Below are 16,179 nucleotides of genomic sequence, written 5' to 3' on the forward strand. Positions count from 1 at the left end.
CACAATCCATTATAGAAGTGTGCAATTTAAAACTATCCTAAGGATGGTAAGAAAATCCTTTATGCAAGATGGCACAGTCACCTGTATGCTAGAGCAGATAGTGAATATGTATAAGCAGTACCCCCTTGCACTTACAGGATGTAGGGCTAGATCCAAGGATCTAGCATACGATGTATGCGAGTACAACATACTACTGCTTGAGGATACAAGCATCAGCAGTAATGCTCTCCAACATTACGATAATCCATATGCAAATTATGAGGGTAATGCTATAAACAAGAGATTGGATAGGCAAGCTGGCAGTGGTAGCAGCATTAATAGTAGTAGCAGTAGCAGTAGGAGTAGTAATAGTAAGAGCGATGAGTACATCTACATGGATGATGGTAGCATAGCAAGGATGCACAGGATAAGCAGTAGGAGTAGCAAAACAGTTGAGAGGGTTATGCTCCTAGATGGGATGGTTATACTTAACGATGTTAACAGTAGGCTATCAATGCTTGAGGCTAATATAGCAAGCATAGCAAGGAGGGTGAAGATCTCACGTGCAAGATCACTCATGGTTGATGCATTCTTCTATGCAAGCAATGCTATGCATGTTAGCGATGCACTTGAAGCATCATTCTGGCTTAGATCTGCTGCATGCTCATACATGGAGGCTCACATACTCTCCAATGGTAGCATACCTATGCCTTCACACATCCTTGCTCAGATGAGGATGCTTAGCGATATCAATACCAGTACCATCACAGAGTGCCTAGGACTTGAGCATGCAAACAGATCATCTGTTGCTAGGGCAATGAGAGCATTGATGCATATACTTGCTGCATCTAACTACAGCAGTAGGTTGGCTATGGCTGTTGTAAGGAAGAAGGTGGAGTACCTCTCAAGCATGGGTATGTATACAGATGCTTATGCATACATATGCTACATATGCAGAGAGTTCGTTAAGAGTAAAGGCATAAGCATTGGTTACCTTGGAAGGATTCCTGAATATGATATGCTCAGCATTGCAATGAACTTAAGCAGTGACCATCTACACACATCAAGGCTTGCAGATAAACTTGTAGCACTATGCAAGGCAAGGCTCAATGCTTATTAACGTGCTGCTCTATCTATCTAGCATACATGAACATACTGAGTGTAAGGCTAGAGGCTCCTCCAAATACAAATATGATAGTAGGGCAGGCGCACTTCATAAAGACTGTAGAGGATATGTATGAGATGCTAGTAAGCAGCAGCCCAACAATAAGGTTTGGCATAGCGTTTTGTGAAGCAAGTGGCAAAGCATTGATAAGGTACGATGGGAACGATGATATGCTGGTAAGGAAGGCTATAGAGTTTGCTAGCATGATATCTGCTGGTCATGTGTTTGTGCTTCTTATAAGCAATGCATACCCAATAAACATACTTAACAGGGTTAAGATGATGGATGAGGTTGCATGTATATACTGTGCTACAGCAAACCCTGTAGAACTCATAATTGTAGAGACTGAGCAGGGTAGAGGAGTGCTTGGTGTTGTTGATGGTGTTAAGAGCAAGGGTGTTGAGAGTGATGAGGATAGAAGAGAGAGGCATGAACTACTGCGTAGGCTAGGTTACAAGAGATGAGCAGATTAGATGCTCTTATTTATATATAAAAAAATTAGGGTTGCTATTTATCTTGCATTGACACTCTTCACAGTAAATGGAGCAACATTCATGTTCAAGAACTCCTCTATCCTGAACTTTATATCGCTAGGGCTAAGATCCTCCATGCCTGGTGAGCCAACATCGAATGTTATCCTGTTTGCTGTAACATTTATGTTTGTAACTGTTAGATCTGCATACTGGTGCTGTATCTCCTCTACGTACGCTCTTGCCTGATCTACAGACGCAACGTTGGACACATCTAGTTCTATTGTTACTATCTTCTTTAATGCTGCTGCTGTTGTTGTGCTAGCAGCTGCCCTTGCTGCCTCTAGCGTTACAGTGACTGCTCCACCTATATTGATCCTATTTACAGCAAATGGAGCAACATTCATGTTCAAGAACTCCTCTATCCTGAACTTTATATCGCTAGGGCTAAGATCCTCCATGCCTGGTGAGCCAACATCGAATGTTATCCTGTTTGCTGTAACATTTATGTTTGTAACTGTTAGATCTGCATACTGGTGCTGTATCTCCTCTACGTACGCTCTTGCCTGATCTATGGATGTAACATTTGATACATCCAGCTCTACTCTCATTGCCTTAATAGTTGCTGCCATCACAATTCAATCAGTCTGAAATTATATAAACTTTTTAGTACAGAATCATTCCTGAACCTCAAGACCCCAAAGCTTGATCAACTGCTTATCAAACTCTTGCATCTGTGCATCTGAGAGAGGATCTCCGCAGTTCTTATGGTACGCTACACTTCTTAACCCATCCAACTTGAACTCTACCTCGTAGAAGTGAACCTTAGGGCATCTACACATACTTGATGAATGGAGAGCAAGATAATATAAAGTCTTTCCGCCAACCAGTATGGCCAATCCTACCTAACTACTAATTATTTATTAAACCAAAACTCTTGCATAGCAAGAGTTTCTAGCATTGTAGCATGTTATGGTCTCTTATCACATATAGTTGAAGGTTTATAAGCAAATGGTGTATGATAAATAGTAATGAAGAGAGTAACCACATATGTAACATCTCTGCTGTTAGCAGCAGTACTCTCAATCTCAAGCATTGTAACTGCTCATGCACAGACAACATGGTACCCTGGTAAGGGAGCAGAGCTTGGTACATACTTTGTGTACACTATAAGAGATTTGGAGTATGAGAGCGGTAGAGAGTTGGAGGTTGCAATATGGTTAGGTTCAAGGGATGACCAAGGCAACTGGATAGCAGATGTTAGTATTAACGATGCTGGTGCTGTAAGCAATGGAAAGATGGTTCTATCGAGCATAAACATGCAGCCACAGAGTGCAGAGCCTTCAGTTAGCAAGTACAGAGCGATAATACAGAGAACTCTTGCATGGCTTGGTGACTTTGCAAACAGTAGTGATCCAAAACCACTCGCACCATCAGCTTGGGGAAGGTTAGCAATAACTGGAGGAGTGCCAGTTGGTGTTGGTGCTCCTGTTGCTCTACAGGTTACAAATGAGCAGGTAACTGCAGCAAACACAACATGGAACACTACCATAGTAGGCTTCAGATATGCTAAGGATAGTAAGATATGGGTTGCAGAGAACTTTCCTCTACCTATAAAGGCTGAGGTATATGCATTCAGGACAGAGGAGCCAATACCATTACAGTACTCATTTGAGTTGAAGAGGTTTGGGAGGAGTGATAAGCCAATAGAGTTAACACCTGGAGTTGTTGAGATACCAAAGCCACCACTGGAGAAGTTTGGTAGCACTGGTAATGTATACGTGCTGCTCTACTGGGGTCCTCAGACCATAATGCCTGGGCAGGATGTGCAGATAGCAGCACAACTCTACGATGCAGGGAAGAGGCCATTGAAGGAGACAGAACGATATACAATAGAGATATTCGATGGGGATAAGAGTATATTAAAGCAGGAGTTGAGCAACAACCTCCAGCCTGTAACTGTTAGGTTTGAGAGTGAAGGAGTAAAGAAGGTTGTGGTTAGTTATATTGTGCCATTCAGGACAGGAGAGGGGGAGACCCACCTTATAGACAGGACTGAGTTCAACATAGTTGTTGTGCCAGAGTTCCCTGTAGCAATAATGGCTATAGTAGCATCAATAATGGCTGTGATGATAGCAGTAACAAGGGGTAGGCTAGGCTCTATACTGAATAGACAGTTCTGATATCTTTCTCCTTCTTCTCTCTCCAATCTTCCTATTTATTGTATTAAAAGTTAATACAGCACATCACCTCTATACTGTGTGTATGTACCATTCAAGTAGGGAGAGTGTAGATGAGTACAAGGTTACATGCATAGAGTTCATACGGGATATAAGCAATGATTACAAGGACTGGGTTAAGAGATACAACTTGGATGAGGAGGAGAGTGCATGGAGGCTTGAGATGATAGATAATGTTGTAAAGGTAAGTAGTGCGTGGATAGCAAGGTATGGTGATACAATAAGGAAGATAGATGTTATCAAGGATGATGGGATAAACAAGATGGCAGAGTTCACAGCAGGCTATCCATTCTACCTTCAAGTTTACGTTGATGGTCAGTTGAGGTATGCTGAGCATAAGGCAGGGATGATAGAGTTGGAGGTTAAGGCAAGGGCAAGGGAAGAGGGTAGAAGTGTAGGAATAACCATGTACAACAGGAGGATGAATGAGATATTCCAACTGCTAACAGCAACTGAGGTTAGTGATGCGGTAAGTGTATTAGGCTATGATGATAGGTTGATGAATGCTATAGATGCTAAAGTTATACTTGATGCAAGTAAGTGCAAGGAATCAGATCTCATATCTATAACAGTGGTTGTAGGAGAGTATGATGAGAGGGATGGTTTGGAGTTGGATAAGAGAGGGTTTACAACTCTTATAAGGATTATATGAAGTTATGTGTAGTTTATGCTTGAATGCCTGCTGGATGTATGAGTAGATTATTGTAGTGTTGATGCATGTATGTTAGATGGTAGATGTATGGATAGATAGATGTGATATAGATGGATAAACATATCTAATATGTGCAGGATACAGCAATCATCGTCTACATTAAGCATTATGGCTTGTAGATGTATACCTTGTATAGCTCACCACTATCCTCATCTGTGTAACCCCACTTACTTATATCAAGGTTCAACTGCTTGAACCTGCTCTGCATGTTTGGATGCAACACATCGTATACATTATGGCTTATAACTATAGAGTTGCTCTCTGCCAATGCATGTATCTTTGCAGCCATGCTTATCCCATACCCAACCACATCTACATCCATGCTCTTATCACTCCCATACTGGATAACTGAGTGCTCCCCAACATCCATGCTAACCTTCATAGCAAGTTCAGGATAATCGTACTGGAGGAGTACAGGGTTTATCCCTTGCCTTAGCACCTCTATCATTGCTACTGCACAGTTCACAGCATCATCTGCAGCAAGAAGTAGGTTATGCATTGCAGGGAAGTATGCTATAACAGCATCCCCAACATACTTGAGCACTAAACCATCGAAGTTCAATGCTATGAGCGACATCTCTTGAGTGTATGCCTGTATTATTGTTGCTAGCCTCTCTACAGGGAGCATCCTGCTCAGCCTTGTAGAGCCTACCATATCAGCGTAGAGCACAACAAGTTTTACCTTGGAGTTGAGGTGTCGCTTTAGGAACTCCTCTGATGATCTTGTCAATGCCTTGAAGTGCATACCTCTCTTCAATGCCTTCCACATCCTTGCCTGCACCTCTGCTATGTATGTCTGGGTATCAACTACTCTAGTTGATGAGAGTTCTCCCATTATGATGTTTATTATATCCTCTGTTACCATCCTCCCATCTCCCCCTCTAGCCCTCTCACCACCATTGGTATTGTCCCTGTTCTCCTCAACACCGTTGCTACCAACATTCATTATCCAATAGTTGGAAAGTAAATCTTTTATATAATATGTTATAATACATACAGGTTAATATTACTAAGAGATGGTATAGATAACCTTAACTACTTAAATCTCACCTGTAGTTACTATCATACTATATATAGTTCCCTTGTGAGTTGTACAACCTTCTCCGCTATTATGCTTGCTGCTAATGCCTGTGCCTCCCTTGTTTGTGCACCTATGTGAGGAGTGCATATTACATTTGGAAGCCTTATGAGTTCCATGTTGGTTGGAGGTTCAATCTCATAAACATCAAGCGCTGCACCTGCTATCCTCCCTTCCTTCAATGCATTAAGTAACGCTTCTTCATCTATAACAGCTCCCCTAGCAGTGTTTATTATGTATGCTGAACTCTTCATCATTGCTAGCCTAGAGGCATCTATCATATGCCTAGTAGAATCATTCAATGGTACATGCAGTGTAACAAAGTCTGAACTCTTCAGCAATGTATCAAGATCTGTAGTAACTATGCCTAGTTCCCTAACCAGCATCGGATCTATCTTAACAACATCATAAGCAATTATGTTCATGCCTAATGCTCTTGCAAGTCTAGCAACCCTCGTACCTATCTTCCCCATGCCTATTATACCTAGGTACTTACCCCTCAACTCTATTCCCATCAACTCGCTCTTTATCCACCTACCCTGCTTCATGGCAGTGTCTGCTCTTACTATACCCCTTGCTAGGCATATCATCAGCCCTATCACAAGTTCAGCAACAGCACTCATTGCTGCCTCCTCAGCATTCACAACCTTGATGCCCTTGCTCTTAGCATACTCAACATCTATGTTATCTAGCCCCACACCAACCCTTGCTATTATCTTGAGGTTCTGAGCAGCATCTATCACATCCTTCCTAACCTTTGTTCTACTCCTCACAACCAAGATGTTGTAATCCTTTATGGTGGCTAGTAACTCCTCATGCTTGATATCAGGCTTGTAATCTACTTGGAGTCCGTTCCTTCTCATAACCTCTATACCATTGCTGTCCATTACATCAGATACAAGAATCCTTGGTACCTTCTGCATATGCCTACTATCTTCTATGGTTAAATTAACTTATCTCTTACCCATATACGGTTAAATAATTCCTCTATCAATAGTATGCTATGACAAACTACATAATGAGGATAGCAAACAACGAAGAGTTTGAGACAAGTATATTCAGTAGGAGGGCATACTATACTGCAATGAGGAGGAGATGGGAGAAGGGGATGAAGATACTCCTAGCAAAGAAGATAGAAGGGAAGGGAGATGCGTTCATAGGTTATGCTGTGGTTGATAAGGCGTTGAGTATAGATGAGTTGAGTATGGAGGAGAGGGATATGTGTAGGAGGAATGGATGGAATACAAAGATAGTCTTTAGTAGATTGGTTAGGTTACAACCCCCAATACCCATCAAGTATACACCTGTGGGCAGATGGCCTCAAAAGGGTGCACTGCTGCATGGTGCACCTATAGGTGATGATGATCTTAATTCTGTTATAGAGTTGGCAAGCATGAAGATAAACTACTAGCATAAAAGTATAACCGTAAACTACCCCTCTTTAACCTTTTACCCTCCTACCATATAGAACCAAGACCATGATCGATGAGCAGAGTAGAAGTAATGTACCAACTATACCTTCTGGTATAACATTGAAGGATACCCAAAACGCCTGCAAGAACTCTCCAGTATGCAGTACAACACCTCCTGCATCACGAGTACCATTAGTAAGGTCGCAGAAGACCGTATATTCACCCATGGTGTTGGTATCTGCTGGAGGATATGAGGTAAAGTCATCTGGGAACCTTAGTATAGTATAATCATCACTAACACCATTACCATCTATATCACCCTTGATGAACTCTCTGCTCTTAAAGTATGTTCGCTCATCTGGAATCTTCACTATTATTATACCATCGACAGTGTTAGTACCATGTGCAGGCTCGCTGAAACATACTATATCTATGCTGCCACCAGGATGTATACTCTCAGGCATGATCAGCCCTTGTCTGAATCTTACACTACCATCTGTGTAGATTGATTGCCAGAACTCTGCTGTTATACTGCTATATGCTCCCTCCTCATCCCTATCACTCCCACTCCACATATTACAGAGTACTGTGAAGTCTTGTGTGTAGTTAGCATTGAAGTCATCTGGGAAGATGAGTGTAGCACTATTATCCTCTACACCATTATAGTTGGAGTCTCCAGGGGTGAAGGTTAGTGTTCTAGAGTAAGGTCTATCAGCAATTATTGTTATATCACCATTTACGCCAGAAGGATGTACAGGCTCGCTGAAGCATGTTATACTGTAAGACCCATTGATCTCTGTTATGCTTATACCCTGCTCGAAGACTTTCTGCGCGTACGTATAGCCTATGGATGGTAATAGTAAAGCATACACCATCACCATATATGTTAAAGTTTTCATACAAGTAGAGAGGTTGTTCTTCTATAAAAATATTCTTTATGCTCTTCTGTAATAAAAATTATATAATAATGGTTATATAATATCTCTTACATGGATTAACCATATCAGATGTACTGACTATAATCATAAGACAAGATAACTACTAATCAGTAGTAAGGTATGTATGCAAAAGAGGAGCAGGGATGCAAGACTTCCATAATTCTAGTAATAATACGTAGTAGCAATATCTTATTAGTGCTTATATATTTACTTCTGATAGGGGAGGGGATGTAATGCATAAACCCTCTTAGGTTTATTCTACAGATTATAACTAAAAATGATGCATCCACGTTAAGTGAAGAACCATTACTATGTTGAGGTTGAATTTGTACCACCCAATGGTGTGCATTGCTCATCTATATTCTACAATGAGCAATGTTGAGGCTAGATATAGGAGGGAAGAAGAGGAAAAGGGAAAATGGAGTATAAACCTGTAGGGTAAGCATTGATGCATTCAACCTTATCTGCTGGGCATAGGTTCTCTACAGTAACTGAACCTCTTCAAGCATATACTATGGGCATGATAAAGAGATTAGGTGCAGTATAGAGAGCATATCATTGAAGCATATGTCAACTGATGAGGCATACATCTACTATATATTGCAGAAGGTAAATGGGTATCCTTTACTTGTCTCCATACATACCATTCCTGCAAAGTATGATTCAAGCATAGCCAGACAGATATTCTATGTATATGAAGAGGATAGAGTGTACATAGCATATGAGTCAGAGCCAAGAATATTTGGTTCATTCTTTTACCATGTACTAATCAACTTACAGTACATCCTTGTCATAACCATCACAGTATGTATCATTGCTCTCCTACTTGCTTCCAGAGGTCATGCATAAAAGGAGTACAGTTATCAACAATAAAACAATGCTGATGATCAATAGGTTATTAAATGGTCTTATCATGATGCTCAGGTATGTATAGGGTAGATAGAGACTCTCTAGGTGAGGTTAAGGTGCCAAATGATGCATACTATGGCCCATTCACCGTTAGAGCATTGGAGCATTACAACGCAACTGCTCAGAGGATGCATGTAAACATGGTCAAGGCTTATGTTATGATAAAGAGGAGTGCAGCACTAGCAAATATGCAGTTAGGAGCGCTAGATAAGGAGAGAGGAGAAGCAATAGTAAGAGCATGTGACGCAATACTTGCTGGAGAGTTGCTAGATCAGTTCCCAATAGATGCTCTAAACTCTGGTGCTGGTACAGCATTCAACATGAATGTGAATGAGGTTATAGCAAACAAGGCATTGGAGTTGTTGGGGAGGAGCAAGGGTGACTACTCTTACCTTCATCCAAACGATCATGTGAATATGTCACAGTCAAGTAATGATACATTTCCTACAGCATTGCACCTTGCAATACTCATGAGTAGCAAGGATCTTGTAGCAGCACTAGATAGGCTAATCTCATCATTGCATAGGAAGGGCGAGGAGTTCAAGCATATACTAAAGATAGGTAGAACACACCTCATGGATGCACTCCCAGTTACCCTAGGCTCAGAGTTCCATGCATATGCTCATGCGATAGAGGATGCTAGAAGGTATCTCCTTGATGCTCTTGATGAGTTGAAGTATATAGCGTTAGGAGGAACTGCTGTAGGTACAGGAGCAAATGCACCCAAAGGCTATAGGGAACTTGCCATAAGATACCTTGCTGAGATATCTAGCATAGATCTTAAACCTGCTAGGGATATGCAGTATGCACTGCAGAGTAGGCTTGGTGTAGCGTATGTATCCTCATGCCTAAGGAACCTAGCGTTAGAGTTGATAAGGGTAGCGAATGATATAAGGCTGATGGCCTCTGGCCCCCTTGCTGGGCTTGGTGAACTAACCATACCTGCTGTTCATGCTGGCTCAAGCATAATGCCTGGAAAGGTCAACCCTTCACTTGCTGAATGCCTTGACATGATCTGCTTCAATGTTGTTGGGAATGATCTAAGCACTGCACTAGCAGTTCAAGCAGGACAGCTAGAACTTAACGTTATGCTCCCTGTTATGGCAAGATGCGTGCTAGACTCAATGGATATGCTATCAAGGTTCATTCCAGTCTTTGTTGAGCATATGCTTGATGGGTTGAAGGCAGATGAGCAAAGGTTGAAGACCAACGTTGAGAATAACCCAATAATGGTAACACTACTCTCACCATACATAGGCTATATCAAGGCTGCAGAACTATACAAGGAGGCATTGAAGGAAGGGGTAAGCATAAAGCATCTAGTTGTAAGGAAAGGGTTGATGGATGAGAAGAGGGTTGATGAGATAATAAGGGATGCTGTAGGCTAGGAGTTTCTTATTATTATTTATGTGATAGGTGCTAATGTTATGGTCAAGGTCTGGCTTGAGGTGTATGGTTGCTCATCCAGCCTATCTGATGGAGAGATTATAGCAGGTATAATAGCAGGCAAGGGGTACGAACTTGCAAGCAACTTTGATGAGGCAGATGCAAGCATAATAGTAACATGTGTTGTGAAGGATGCAACAGCAAATAGGATGGTTGAGAGGATAAAGCGATTATCAAGCAAACCATTGGTTGTTGCTGGATGCATGGCAAAGGCAGAGCCAAATAGGATAAGGAGGTTCAGCCCTAGAGCAAGCATAGTTGGACCAAATGCTATAGATAGGGTTGATACTGCATTAGCATCTGCACTTGATGGTAAAGGAATCATCTTGCTTGATGGCTCAGTGCAGAAGGTAGGATTGCCAAAGATTAGAGTGAACCCAGTGATAAGTATGGTGCAGATAGGCTCTGGATGCTTGAGTGAGTGCACATTCTGCGAGACAAGGATAGCAAAGGGTAGGCTCACAAGTTACAGGATAGGCGATATAGTAAGGCAGGTTAGGGAGGATGTAGAGCAAGGGTGTAGAGAGGTATGGTTAACCTCAACAGATAATGGTGCATATGGTAGGGATATAGGAACAAACCTTGCTGAGCTTATAAAGGCTGTATGCTCAATAGATGCTGAGTTCATGATAAGAGTAGGGATGATGAACCCTCAATACCTACCCTCAATGCTTGATGATCTCATAGAGGCATATAGGGATGATAAGGTATTCAAGTTCATCCACATCCCTGTGCAGAGCGGGAGTGATAGAGTGCTTAGACTTATGCGTAGGGGGCATAGGGCATCAACATTCATAGATATGGTGAAGAGGTTCAGGAGGGAGTTGAAACTATGCACTATAGCAACAGATATTATAGTAGGCTTCCCTAGCGAGAGTGAGGAGGACTTTAATGCTAGCATAGATCTCTTGCTAGAGGTTGAGCCAGATGTTGTTAATGTATCAAAGTACAGTGCTAGACCAGGGACAGAGGCAAGCAGGATGGAGCAACTTAGCAAACAGGTTATAAATGAGAGGAGTAGGGTGATGCATGATGTTGTTAGCAGGGTATGCTACTCAAGGAACCTAGCATGGAAGGGCTGGGAGGGTGCAGTATTGGTGGATGAGTTGACTGATACTGGAGGAGTACAGGGTAGAAACTTTGCTTACAAACCAATCTATCTAATTAAGAAGGGGATAGTAGATAATAATTATGATAGTTACAGCAAGGGGCATAATTCTTTCAATAACGATGGTGTGAATAATGCAATGAGATTGCTAGGATCATGGGTAAGGGTTAGGATAGATAGGGTTACAACACACTCTCTCCTAGGGAGCATCATAGACTAAATGATTAGATCAAATTTTTTAGACCTGTCATTGATTTATGGAGAAGCAAAATATTCTTAACGCACCTTCCCTATCTATGCAAGCATGGAGCTTCCTTTACCTGCAATGATAATAGGCATAGGTGGTGCTGGCACAAAGATTGCAATGATGATGAGGGATGTATCTGCTCTAGATACCCTGCTGATAAGCAGTAGTGCAAATGACCTTGCTATAACTAGCATGAGTATGGATAAGAGGAGAAAGGTTAGCAAGTATGATGATGGAGGTGGAGCAGCAAGCCTATCAGATGGAGCCAAAGAGCCAAGGATGGAGAGGATGCTGATAGAGACGGGAATGCTTAATCCCTCACCATATACGATAAGGGGATCACTCCTAGCATATAAGAATAGAATACGTGAGAGGTTGATGGGTTACAATACATTCATCATGGTAGCAAACCTTGCTGGTAGGAACGGTGTAGCGGTTGCACCATTGCTTGCTGATATGATCAAGGCTGATCATGATGACGATGATGCTACTGCTAGTAGCAGCAATGATAATAACAGCAAGAAGAAGAAAAAGAAGGCTAGGCTCATCTCCTTTGTTATAATGCCATTCAGTTTCGAGCATGATAAACTCTTCAAGGCAGGGATTGCACTAAAGAAGTTATCTGAGAGGAGTGACTGTACTATAGTTATAGATAACGACTCCTTCCTAGAAAATAACCAAGATCTAAGCATAGATGAGTGCTACAGGATAGCCAATGGGATGCTGTTAGAGGTCTTCAACATAATCATGATGAATAGCGAGGTTGATGGTCTCAACATACTATCTGCAGGGATTGATAGTAGGGTAGATGTGGCAGTGAAGAATGCTGTAAGCATGCTCTATAGTAACACAAAGCCAGACAAGGTTAGGAGTGCATTACTCTACATATTCGATGGAAGTACTGAAGGGATAAGCATAGGTCTTATAGATGCTCTAGCAAAGAGCATAAGCAGTATACTAGTAGGAAGGCATGGTGAGTATGCTGTGGTTAGGGTATCTACCAAGGGAAGGTCAAGGATGATGCATGTTGATGGTGAGAACGATGATGATTATGAAGGAATAGACAATGATAATAATGAGCATAGCAGTATAGGTAGCAGTAGCATTAGTAATAGTAATAGTAGTAGTAATGCAAGTGGAACTAAGGTTGGGGCAGATGATAGCAAGGAGAGCGATGAGGGAGTACATTCTACAATACTACTCTCTAAGGTTACTGGTTTGAGCAAGCTAGACTCATACGACCCATTGAGTATACTACCAAGGGAATGCTTGCTTGACTGGGAGTACGATGAGTCTGAGATGAGGCTGAATATAGATAGTCTAGTAGCGTTACCAAATCTAGAATAATATAGTTAGTTACTCAACCATTTTCTCTTTATTGCTTATGTAAGTAGCTTGAACATATCTGCAACTGTAACTATGCCTACAATATTACCCTTCTCACCAACAAGCACACACTTTGAGAACCTGATTAGTGGTATTATAGCCTTTGCTGGGGTTGAGGCATCAACTATTGGTGGTGCTGGCTCCATGATCTCTCCTACCCTACATTCATGTAGGCTCTTGCTCCTCTTGCTCCTACCCTTCTTGCTTGCAGGGGTAGATGCCTTGCTTGGTTCTGTACCTGCACTTCTCACCATACCACCATCATTACCATTATCAACATCACCATCATTCTTAACCATCATATACTTCACTATCCCTTCTTCACTTATCATACCTACTGGCTTTGAATCAGCAAATACAGGGAGTTGGCTAAATGAGTGCTTACGCATCAACTCTATAGCATCCTGTAGTGTATCATCAACAGAGACGCTTATTATCTCCTTGCTACATATCTCAACTATCTTTGGTGATGATCTATCCTCTAGGGAGTTGAGTATCTCGAATATCCTCTTTGCTGTATCATAACTTGGCTTGCACCTTCCAGACTCTATCTGGTTTATCATGGATGTGCTTACTCCAGCAAGCATGGCAAGCCTCCTCTGTGTAAGCCCAAGCCTTATCCTTGCCTGCTTTATGTACTCTAACCTAGGTAGCATACAGTATCATTGAATCATACAAGGGTATAATTATAGTTTACCTAATACTCATAGTATAATATGTATGTAATGCATATTCAATGCATTGAATAGCCTGAATTGAATGCAAAATACATATTATAATCATCAAATGCTTGATTATGCATGGTTAAGGAGTATAGGAAGCGTTATATAATAGACTCGCTAGCATCCATAGTATTCTGGGTACCAATATACATAGTGTTTAACCTCTTCGTGCTTAGACTTGAGTTATGGCAGGTACTTGCTCTAGCATCATTCTCTGCTGTAGTTAACTTTGCATTTGGAGGCTTGTTTGGAAGGTTCCTAGATGCATGGAGAAGGTTACTTAAGGTACATGGAGGGTAACAGTATAGGCAGTGTACAATTATACACGTATGTTGATGATAAGGGCGGTAATTATGTTTGATGATGATAATAATAATGGTGCTTGCTGCTTGCTGATTGGTTGCTTAGCATCATACATAACATGTAGCAATAAGCAACAAAACTACTAAAATTAATATTATGTGTAGAGGCTGATAAGCCAGTAATGGGCAAGTCAGACTCTGTAAGACTCTACAGGTTAAAGCGTATGCTTAATGAGTTGTCACAGAAGAAGGGTAGAGGGACTGAACTCATCTCCCTCTATATACCCCAAGGCAAGCCTATACATGAGGTTATAGCAACGCTCAGAGAAGAGTATGGTACTGCCTCAAACATAAAGTCAGACTCTACAAGGAACCATGTGCTTGATGCATTAACAAAGACCATGCAGAGGCTCAAACTTTATACAAAGACACCAGAGAATGGGCTAGTTATATTCTGTGGAGCATTGCCTACAAATGGTCTAGGTAGCGAGGTTGTCAAGATATTTGAGATAGAACCTCCAAAGCCATTGAACATCTTCCTCTACAGGTGTGATGATCACTTCCATACAGAGATACTGAAGGATATGCTCAAGGAGGAGAAGGTGATAGGCATAATAGCAATAGATAGCAGTGAAGCAGGAATAGGTGTACTTGAAGGTAACAAGGTTGAGGTTGTGGATCATATAACCTCTGGTGTTGGAGGCAAGCATAGGGCAGGAGGGCAGTCAGCAAGGAGGTATGAGAGGTTAAGGGAGATGGAGTTAAACGATTACTTCAACAGGGTTGCTGAGCATGCAAAGTCACTCCTTATAGATACTTATAATGTCGTTGGCTTGATAGTTGCTGGCCCAGGACCAACCAAGGATGACTTCCTTAAGAATGGTTATCTAGACTATAGGTTGCAGAAGAACGTTCTTGCGGTACTTGACATCTCATACGCTGGTAGGGAAGGGGTTAGAGAAGCGCTTGAGAAGGCTCAAGATATACTGCAGGAGTACAGGCTGATGGAGGAGAAGAGACTTGTTAGGAGGCTATTTGAGGAGATAAACTCAAGCAAAGGCTTGGCAGTGTATGGTATGCAGGATGTGATAAATGCACTCAAGAGTGGTGTTGCAGATATAGTGCTTGTGAATGATAACATAAACAGGGTTAGGGTAGAGGTTGTATGCAAGAGGTGTAATGCAAGGGTGGAGAGGATAGTGAGTATAGATAAGGCCATACAGGTTAAGCAGGAGATGATAAGCAGTGCATGCAGCAAGTGCTCAAGCATAGACTATGATGTGTATGAGCAGGATCTTATAGAGTACATGGATGAACTTGCAATGAACACAGGAGCAAGGGTTGAGGTAATCTCATCAAGTACTGAGGATGGTAAGATGCTTGAGAGCCTAGGTCAGATAGCAGCAATACTCAGGTATAGGATAAATTAATAATTGAAATTCATACATAATGTATGCTCTCTACTTTATTCAGAAACTCATCATACTGCAAGGGATTAATCTGTTATGAGTTCTACATCCATGGTATTTGTGTTGTTGAGTAAATGTTGTCTTATCCTCTCTGCTACAGATCTTAACTCATCCATGGTTGCTGTTCTTCTGCTTGGCCACCTGCCCCTCTCCTCATCTATGAACCTAGGAACTATGTGTACATGCACATGAGGCACAACCTGATGGGCAACCTTGCCGTTGTTCTGTGCAATAGAGAAGCCTTGTGCATTAAGAGCACTAACTACAGCCTTTGCTACCCTGTGTACTAAAGCAAATAGCATGCCAACATCCCTACTCTCCATATCCAGTATGGTTGTATGATGCCTCTTTGGTATAACAAGTGTATGCCCATTGCTTATAGGATACTTGTCCATGAAGACCATCATAGCATCATCCTCATACACAACAGCAGCATCCCTCTTCCCCTCCACTATTAAACAGAATATGCACTCATCACCCTCCTTCACGCTACTACGGCTTGCATCATCCATGGCTTTGATTATCTTCCCTGTATTATTTTATATCCTTATCTTTAGATTGGAAGGAAAATGAAGAATTGAGATGATTGAACCTGT

The 16,179-nt window shown here is 41.6% G+C and carries 18 protein-coding genes; 11 read left to right on the forward strand and 7 right to left on the reverse strand.

Features of this window, described 5'->3' with window-relative positions; translation table 11 throughout:
- Nucleotides 1–85: 85 nt before the first annotated feature.
- Nucleotides 86–1,099, forward strand: coding sequence for a hypothetical protein (locus CRG89_RS03600; protein ID WP_158648695.1), 1,014 nt, complete (start codon nucleotides 86–88; stop codon nucleotides 1,097–1,099).
- A gap of 26 nt (nucleotides 1,100–1,125) precedes the next feature.
- Nucleotides 1,126–1,608: an adenosine-specific kinase gene (locus tag CRG89_RS03605; RefSeq protein WP_103286981.1), complete on the forward strand. Its 483-nt coding sequence runs from the start codon at nucleotides 1,126–1,128 to the stop codon at nucleotides 1,606–1,608.
- A gap of 47 nt (nucleotides 1,609–1,655) precedes the next feature.
- On the opposite strand, the gene CRG89_RS03610 is transcribed toward CRG89_RS03605, so the two are convergent.
- Nucleotides 1,656–2,246 (reverse strand): hypothetical protein, encoded by a 591-nt coding sequence (locus tag CRG89_RS03610; RefSeq protein ID WP_103286982.1) that lies wholly within the window; start codon nucleotides 2,244–2,246, stop codon nucleotides 1,656–1,658.
- Nucleotides 2,247–2,291: 45 nt separating this feature from the next.
- On the reverse strand, nucleotides 2,292–2,456 hold the full coding sequence (locus tag CRG89_RS08920; RefSeq protein ID WP_168174132.1) for a hypothetical protein: 165 nt from the start codon (nucleotides 2,454–2,456) through the stop codon (nucleotides 2,292–2,294).
- Between the two features lie 189 nt (nucleotides 2,457–2,645).
- Here CRG89_RS08920 and CRG89_RS03615 point away from each other — a divergent pair, with 189 nt between their 5' ends.
- Together CRG89_RS03615 and CRG89_RS03620 are read left to right on the forward strand one after the other, a co-directional pair.
- On the forward strand, nucleotides 2,646–3,797 hold the full coding sequence (locus tag CRG89_RS03615) for a hypothetical protein (protein WP_103286983.1): 1,152 nt from the start codon (nucleotides 2,646–2,648) through the stop codon (nucleotides 3,795–3,797).
- Between the two features lie 82 nt (nucleotides 3,798–3,879).
- On the forward strand, nucleotides 3,880–4,506 hold the full coding sequence (locus tag CRG89_RS03620) for a hypothetical protein (RefSeq protein ID WP_103286984.1): 627 nt from the start codon (nucleotides 3,880–3,882) through the stop codon (nucleotides 4,504–4,506).
- 166 nt (nucleotides 4,507–4,672) lie between these two features.
- Here CRG89_RS03620 and CRG89_RS03625 read toward each other — a convergent pair whose 3' ends face one another.
- Both CRG89_RS03625 and CRG89_RS03630 read right to left on the reverse strand, forming a co-directional pair.
- Nucleotides 4,673–5,512: an adenylate/guanylate cyclase domain-containing protein gene (locus CRG89_RS03625; protein WP_103286985.1), complete on the reverse strand. Its 840-nt coding sequence runs from the start codon at nucleotides 5,510–5,512 to the stop codon at nucleotides 4,673–4,675.
- Between the two features lie 116 nt (nucleotides 5,513–5,628).
- The gene (locus CRG89_RS03630) at nucleotides 5,629–6,567 is read right to left on the reverse strand and encodes a D-2-hydroxyacid dehydrogenase (protein ID WP_103286986.1); all 939 of its coding nucleotides are present in this window, start codon (nucleotides 6,565–6,567) and stop codon (nucleotides 5,629–5,631) included.
- 80 nt (nucleotides 6,568–6,647) lie between these two features.
- Between CRG89_RS03630 and CRG89_RS03635 the strand changes: the two genes are divergently transcribed.
- Nucleotides 6,648–7,055, forward strand: coding sequence for a hypothetical protein (locus CRG89_RS03635; protein WP_103286987.1), 408 nt, complete (start codon nucleotides 6,648–6,650; stop codon nucleotides 7,053–7,055).
- Nucleotides 7,056–7,085: 30 nt separating this feature from the next.
- On the opposite strand, the gene CRG89_RS03640 is transcribed toward CRG89_RS03635, so the two are convergent.
- Entirely contained in the window at nucleotides 7,086–7,955 is an 870-nt protein-coding gene (locus tag CRG89_RS03640) for a hypothetical protein (protein WP_148695214.1), read from the reverse strand.
- A 606-nt stretch (nucleotides 7,956–8,561) separates the two neighbouring features.
- Here CRG89_RS03640 and CRG89_RS03645 point away from each other — a divergent pair.
- The 4 genes from CRG89_RS03645 to CRG89_RS03660 all read left to right on the forward strand — a co-directional run bounded on the left by CRG89_RS03645 (nucleotide 8,562) and on the right by CRG89_RS03660 (nucleotide 13,051).
- A complete protein-coding gene (locus tag CRG89_RS03645) occupies nucleotides 8,562–8,843 on the forward strand; it encodes a hypothetical protein (protein WP_103286989.1) in 282 nt (93 codons plus the stop codon).
- 77 nt (nucleotides 8,844–8,920) lie between these two features.
- Nucleotides 8,921–10,291, forward strand: a complete 1,371-nt coding sequence (locus CRG89_RS03650) for an aspartate ammonia-lyase (protein WP_103286990.1) — start codon at nucleotides 8,921–8,923, stop codon at nucleotides 10,289–10,291.
- Between the two features lie 39 nt (nucleotides 10,292–10,330).
- Nucleotides 10,331–11,677, forward strand: coding sequence for a tRNA (N(6)-L-threonylcarbamoyladenosine(37)-C(2))-methylthiotransferase (locus tag CRG89_RS03655; protein WP_148695213.1), 1,347 nt, complete (start codon nucleotides 10,331–10,333; stop codon nucleotides 11,675–11,677).
- Nucleotides 11,678–11,761: 84 nt separating this feature from the next.
- A complete protein-coding gene (locus CRG89_RS03660) occupies nucleotides 11,762–13,051 on the forward strand; it encodes a hypothetical protein (protein ID WP_103286992.1) in 1,290 nt (429 codons plus the stop codon).
- Nucleotides 13,052–13,086: 35 nt separating this feature from the next.
- On the opposite strand, the gene CRG89_RS08970 is transcribed toward CRG89_RS03660, so the two are convergent.
- Entirely contained in the window at nucleotides 13,087–13,746 is a 660-nt protein-coding gene (locus CRG89_RS08970; protein WP_197706581.1) for a CBS domain-containing protein, read from the reverse strand.
- Between the two features lie 144 nt (nucleotides 13,747–13,890).
- Here CRG89_RS08970 and alaE point away from each other — a divergent pair, with 144 nt between their 5' ends.
- Together alaE and prf1 are read left to right on the forward strand one after the other, a co-directional pair.
- The gene (alaE, locus tag CRG89_RS03670) at nucleotides 13,891–14,112 is read left to right on the forward strand and encodes an L-alanine exporter AlaE (protein ID WP_103286993.1); all 222 of its coding nucleotides are present in this window, start codon (nucleotides 13,891–13,893) and stop codon (nucleotides 14,110–14,112) included.
- 184 nt (nucleotides 14,113–14,296) lie between these two features.
- Nucleotides 14,297–15,544, forward strand: coding sequence for a peptide chain release factor aRF-1 (prf1, locus tag CRG89_RS03675; protein ID WP_103286994.1), 1,248 nt, complete (start codon nucleotides 14,297–14,299; stop codon nucleotides 15,542–15,544).
- Between the two features lie 65 nt (nucleotides 15,545–15,609).
- On the opposite strand, the gene CRG89_RS03680 is transcribed toward prf1, so the two are convergent.
- A complete protein-coding gene (locus tag CRG89_RS03680) occupies nucleotides 15,610–16,095 on the reverse strand; it encodes an HIT family protein (RefSeq protein ID WP_103286995.1) in 486 nt (161 codons plus the stop codon).
- Nucleotides 16,096–16,179: the final 84 nt, after the last annotated feature.

It is taken from the genome of Candidatus Nitrosocaldus islandicus (assembly GCF_002906215.1).
GTDB lineage: Archaea > Thermoproteota > Nitrososphaeria > Nitrososphaerales > Nitrosocaldaceae > Nitrosocaldus > Nitrosocaldus cavascurensis.

Coding starts and splice junctions, on each gene's coding strand:
- CRG89_RS03630 (WP_103286986.1), bottom strand. CDS start 6,567: ATGCAGAAGGTACCAAGGATTCTTGTATCTGATGTAATGGACAGCAAT.
- CRG89_RS03660 (WP_103286992.1), top strand. CDS start 11,762: ATGGAGCTTCCTTTACCTGCAATGATAATAGGCATAGGTGGTGCTGGC.
- CRG89_RS03600 (WP_158648695.1), top strand. CDS start 86: ATGCTAGAGCAGATAGTGAATATGTATAAGCAGTACCCCCTTGCACTT.
- CRG89_RS03655 (WP_148695213.1), top strand. CDS start 10,331: ATGGTCAAGGTCTGGCTTGAGGTGTATGGTTGCTCATCCAGCCTATCT.
- alaE (WP_103286993.1), top strand. CDS start 13,891: ATGGTTAAGGAGTATAGGAAGCGTTATATAATAGACTCGCTAGCATCC.
- CRG89_RS03645 (WP_103286989.1), top strand. CDS start 8,562: ATGTCAACTGATGAGGCATACATCTACTATATATTGCAGAAGGTAAAT.
- prf1 (WP_103286994.1), top strand. CDS start 14,297: ATGGGCAAGTCAGACTCTGTAAGACTCTACAGGTTAAAGCGTATGCTT.
- CRG89_RS03680 (WP_103286995.1), bottom strand. CDS start 16,095: ATGGATGATGCAAGCCGTAGTAGCGTGAAGGAGGGTGATGAGTGCATA.
- CRG89_RS08920 (WP_168174132.1), bottom strand. CDS start 2,456: ATGTGTAGATGCCCTAAGGTTCACTTCTACGAGGTAGAGTTCAAGTTG.
- CRG89_RS03615 (WP_103286983.1), top strand. CDS start 2,646: ATGAAGAGAGTAACCACATATGTAACATCTCTGCTGTTAGCAGCAGTA.
- CRG89_RS08970 (WP_197706581.1), bottom strand. CDS start 13,746: ATGCTACCTAGGTTAGAGTACATAAAGCAGGCAAGGATAAGGCTTGGG.
- CRG89_RS03605 (WP_103286981.1), top strand. CDS start 1,126: ATGAACATACTGAGTGTAAGGCTAGAGGCTCCTCCAAATACAAATATG.
- CRG89_RS03610 (WP_103286982.1), bottom strand. CDS start 2,246: ATGGCAGCAACTATTAAGGCAATGAGAGTAGAGCTGGATGTATCAAAT.
- CRG89_RS03650 (WP_103286990.1), top strand. CDS start 8,921: ATGTATAGGGTAGATAGAGACTCTCTAGGTGAGGTTAAGGTGCCAAAT.
- CRG89_RS03635 (WP_103286987.1), top strand. CDS start 6,648: ATGACAAACTACATAATGAGGATAGCAAACAACGAAGAGTTTGAGACA.
- CRG89_RS03640 (WP_148695214.1), bottom strand. CDS start 7,955: ATGAAAACTTTAACATATATGGTGATGGTGTATGCTTTACTATTACCA.
- CRG89_RS03620 (WP_103286984.1), top strand. CDS start 3,880: ATGTACCATTCAAGTAGGGAGAGTGTAGATGAGTACAAGGTTACATGC.
- CRG89_RS03625 (WP_103286985.1), bottom strand. CDS start 5,512: ATGAATGTTGGTAGCAACGGTGTTGAGGAGAACAGGGACAATACCAAT.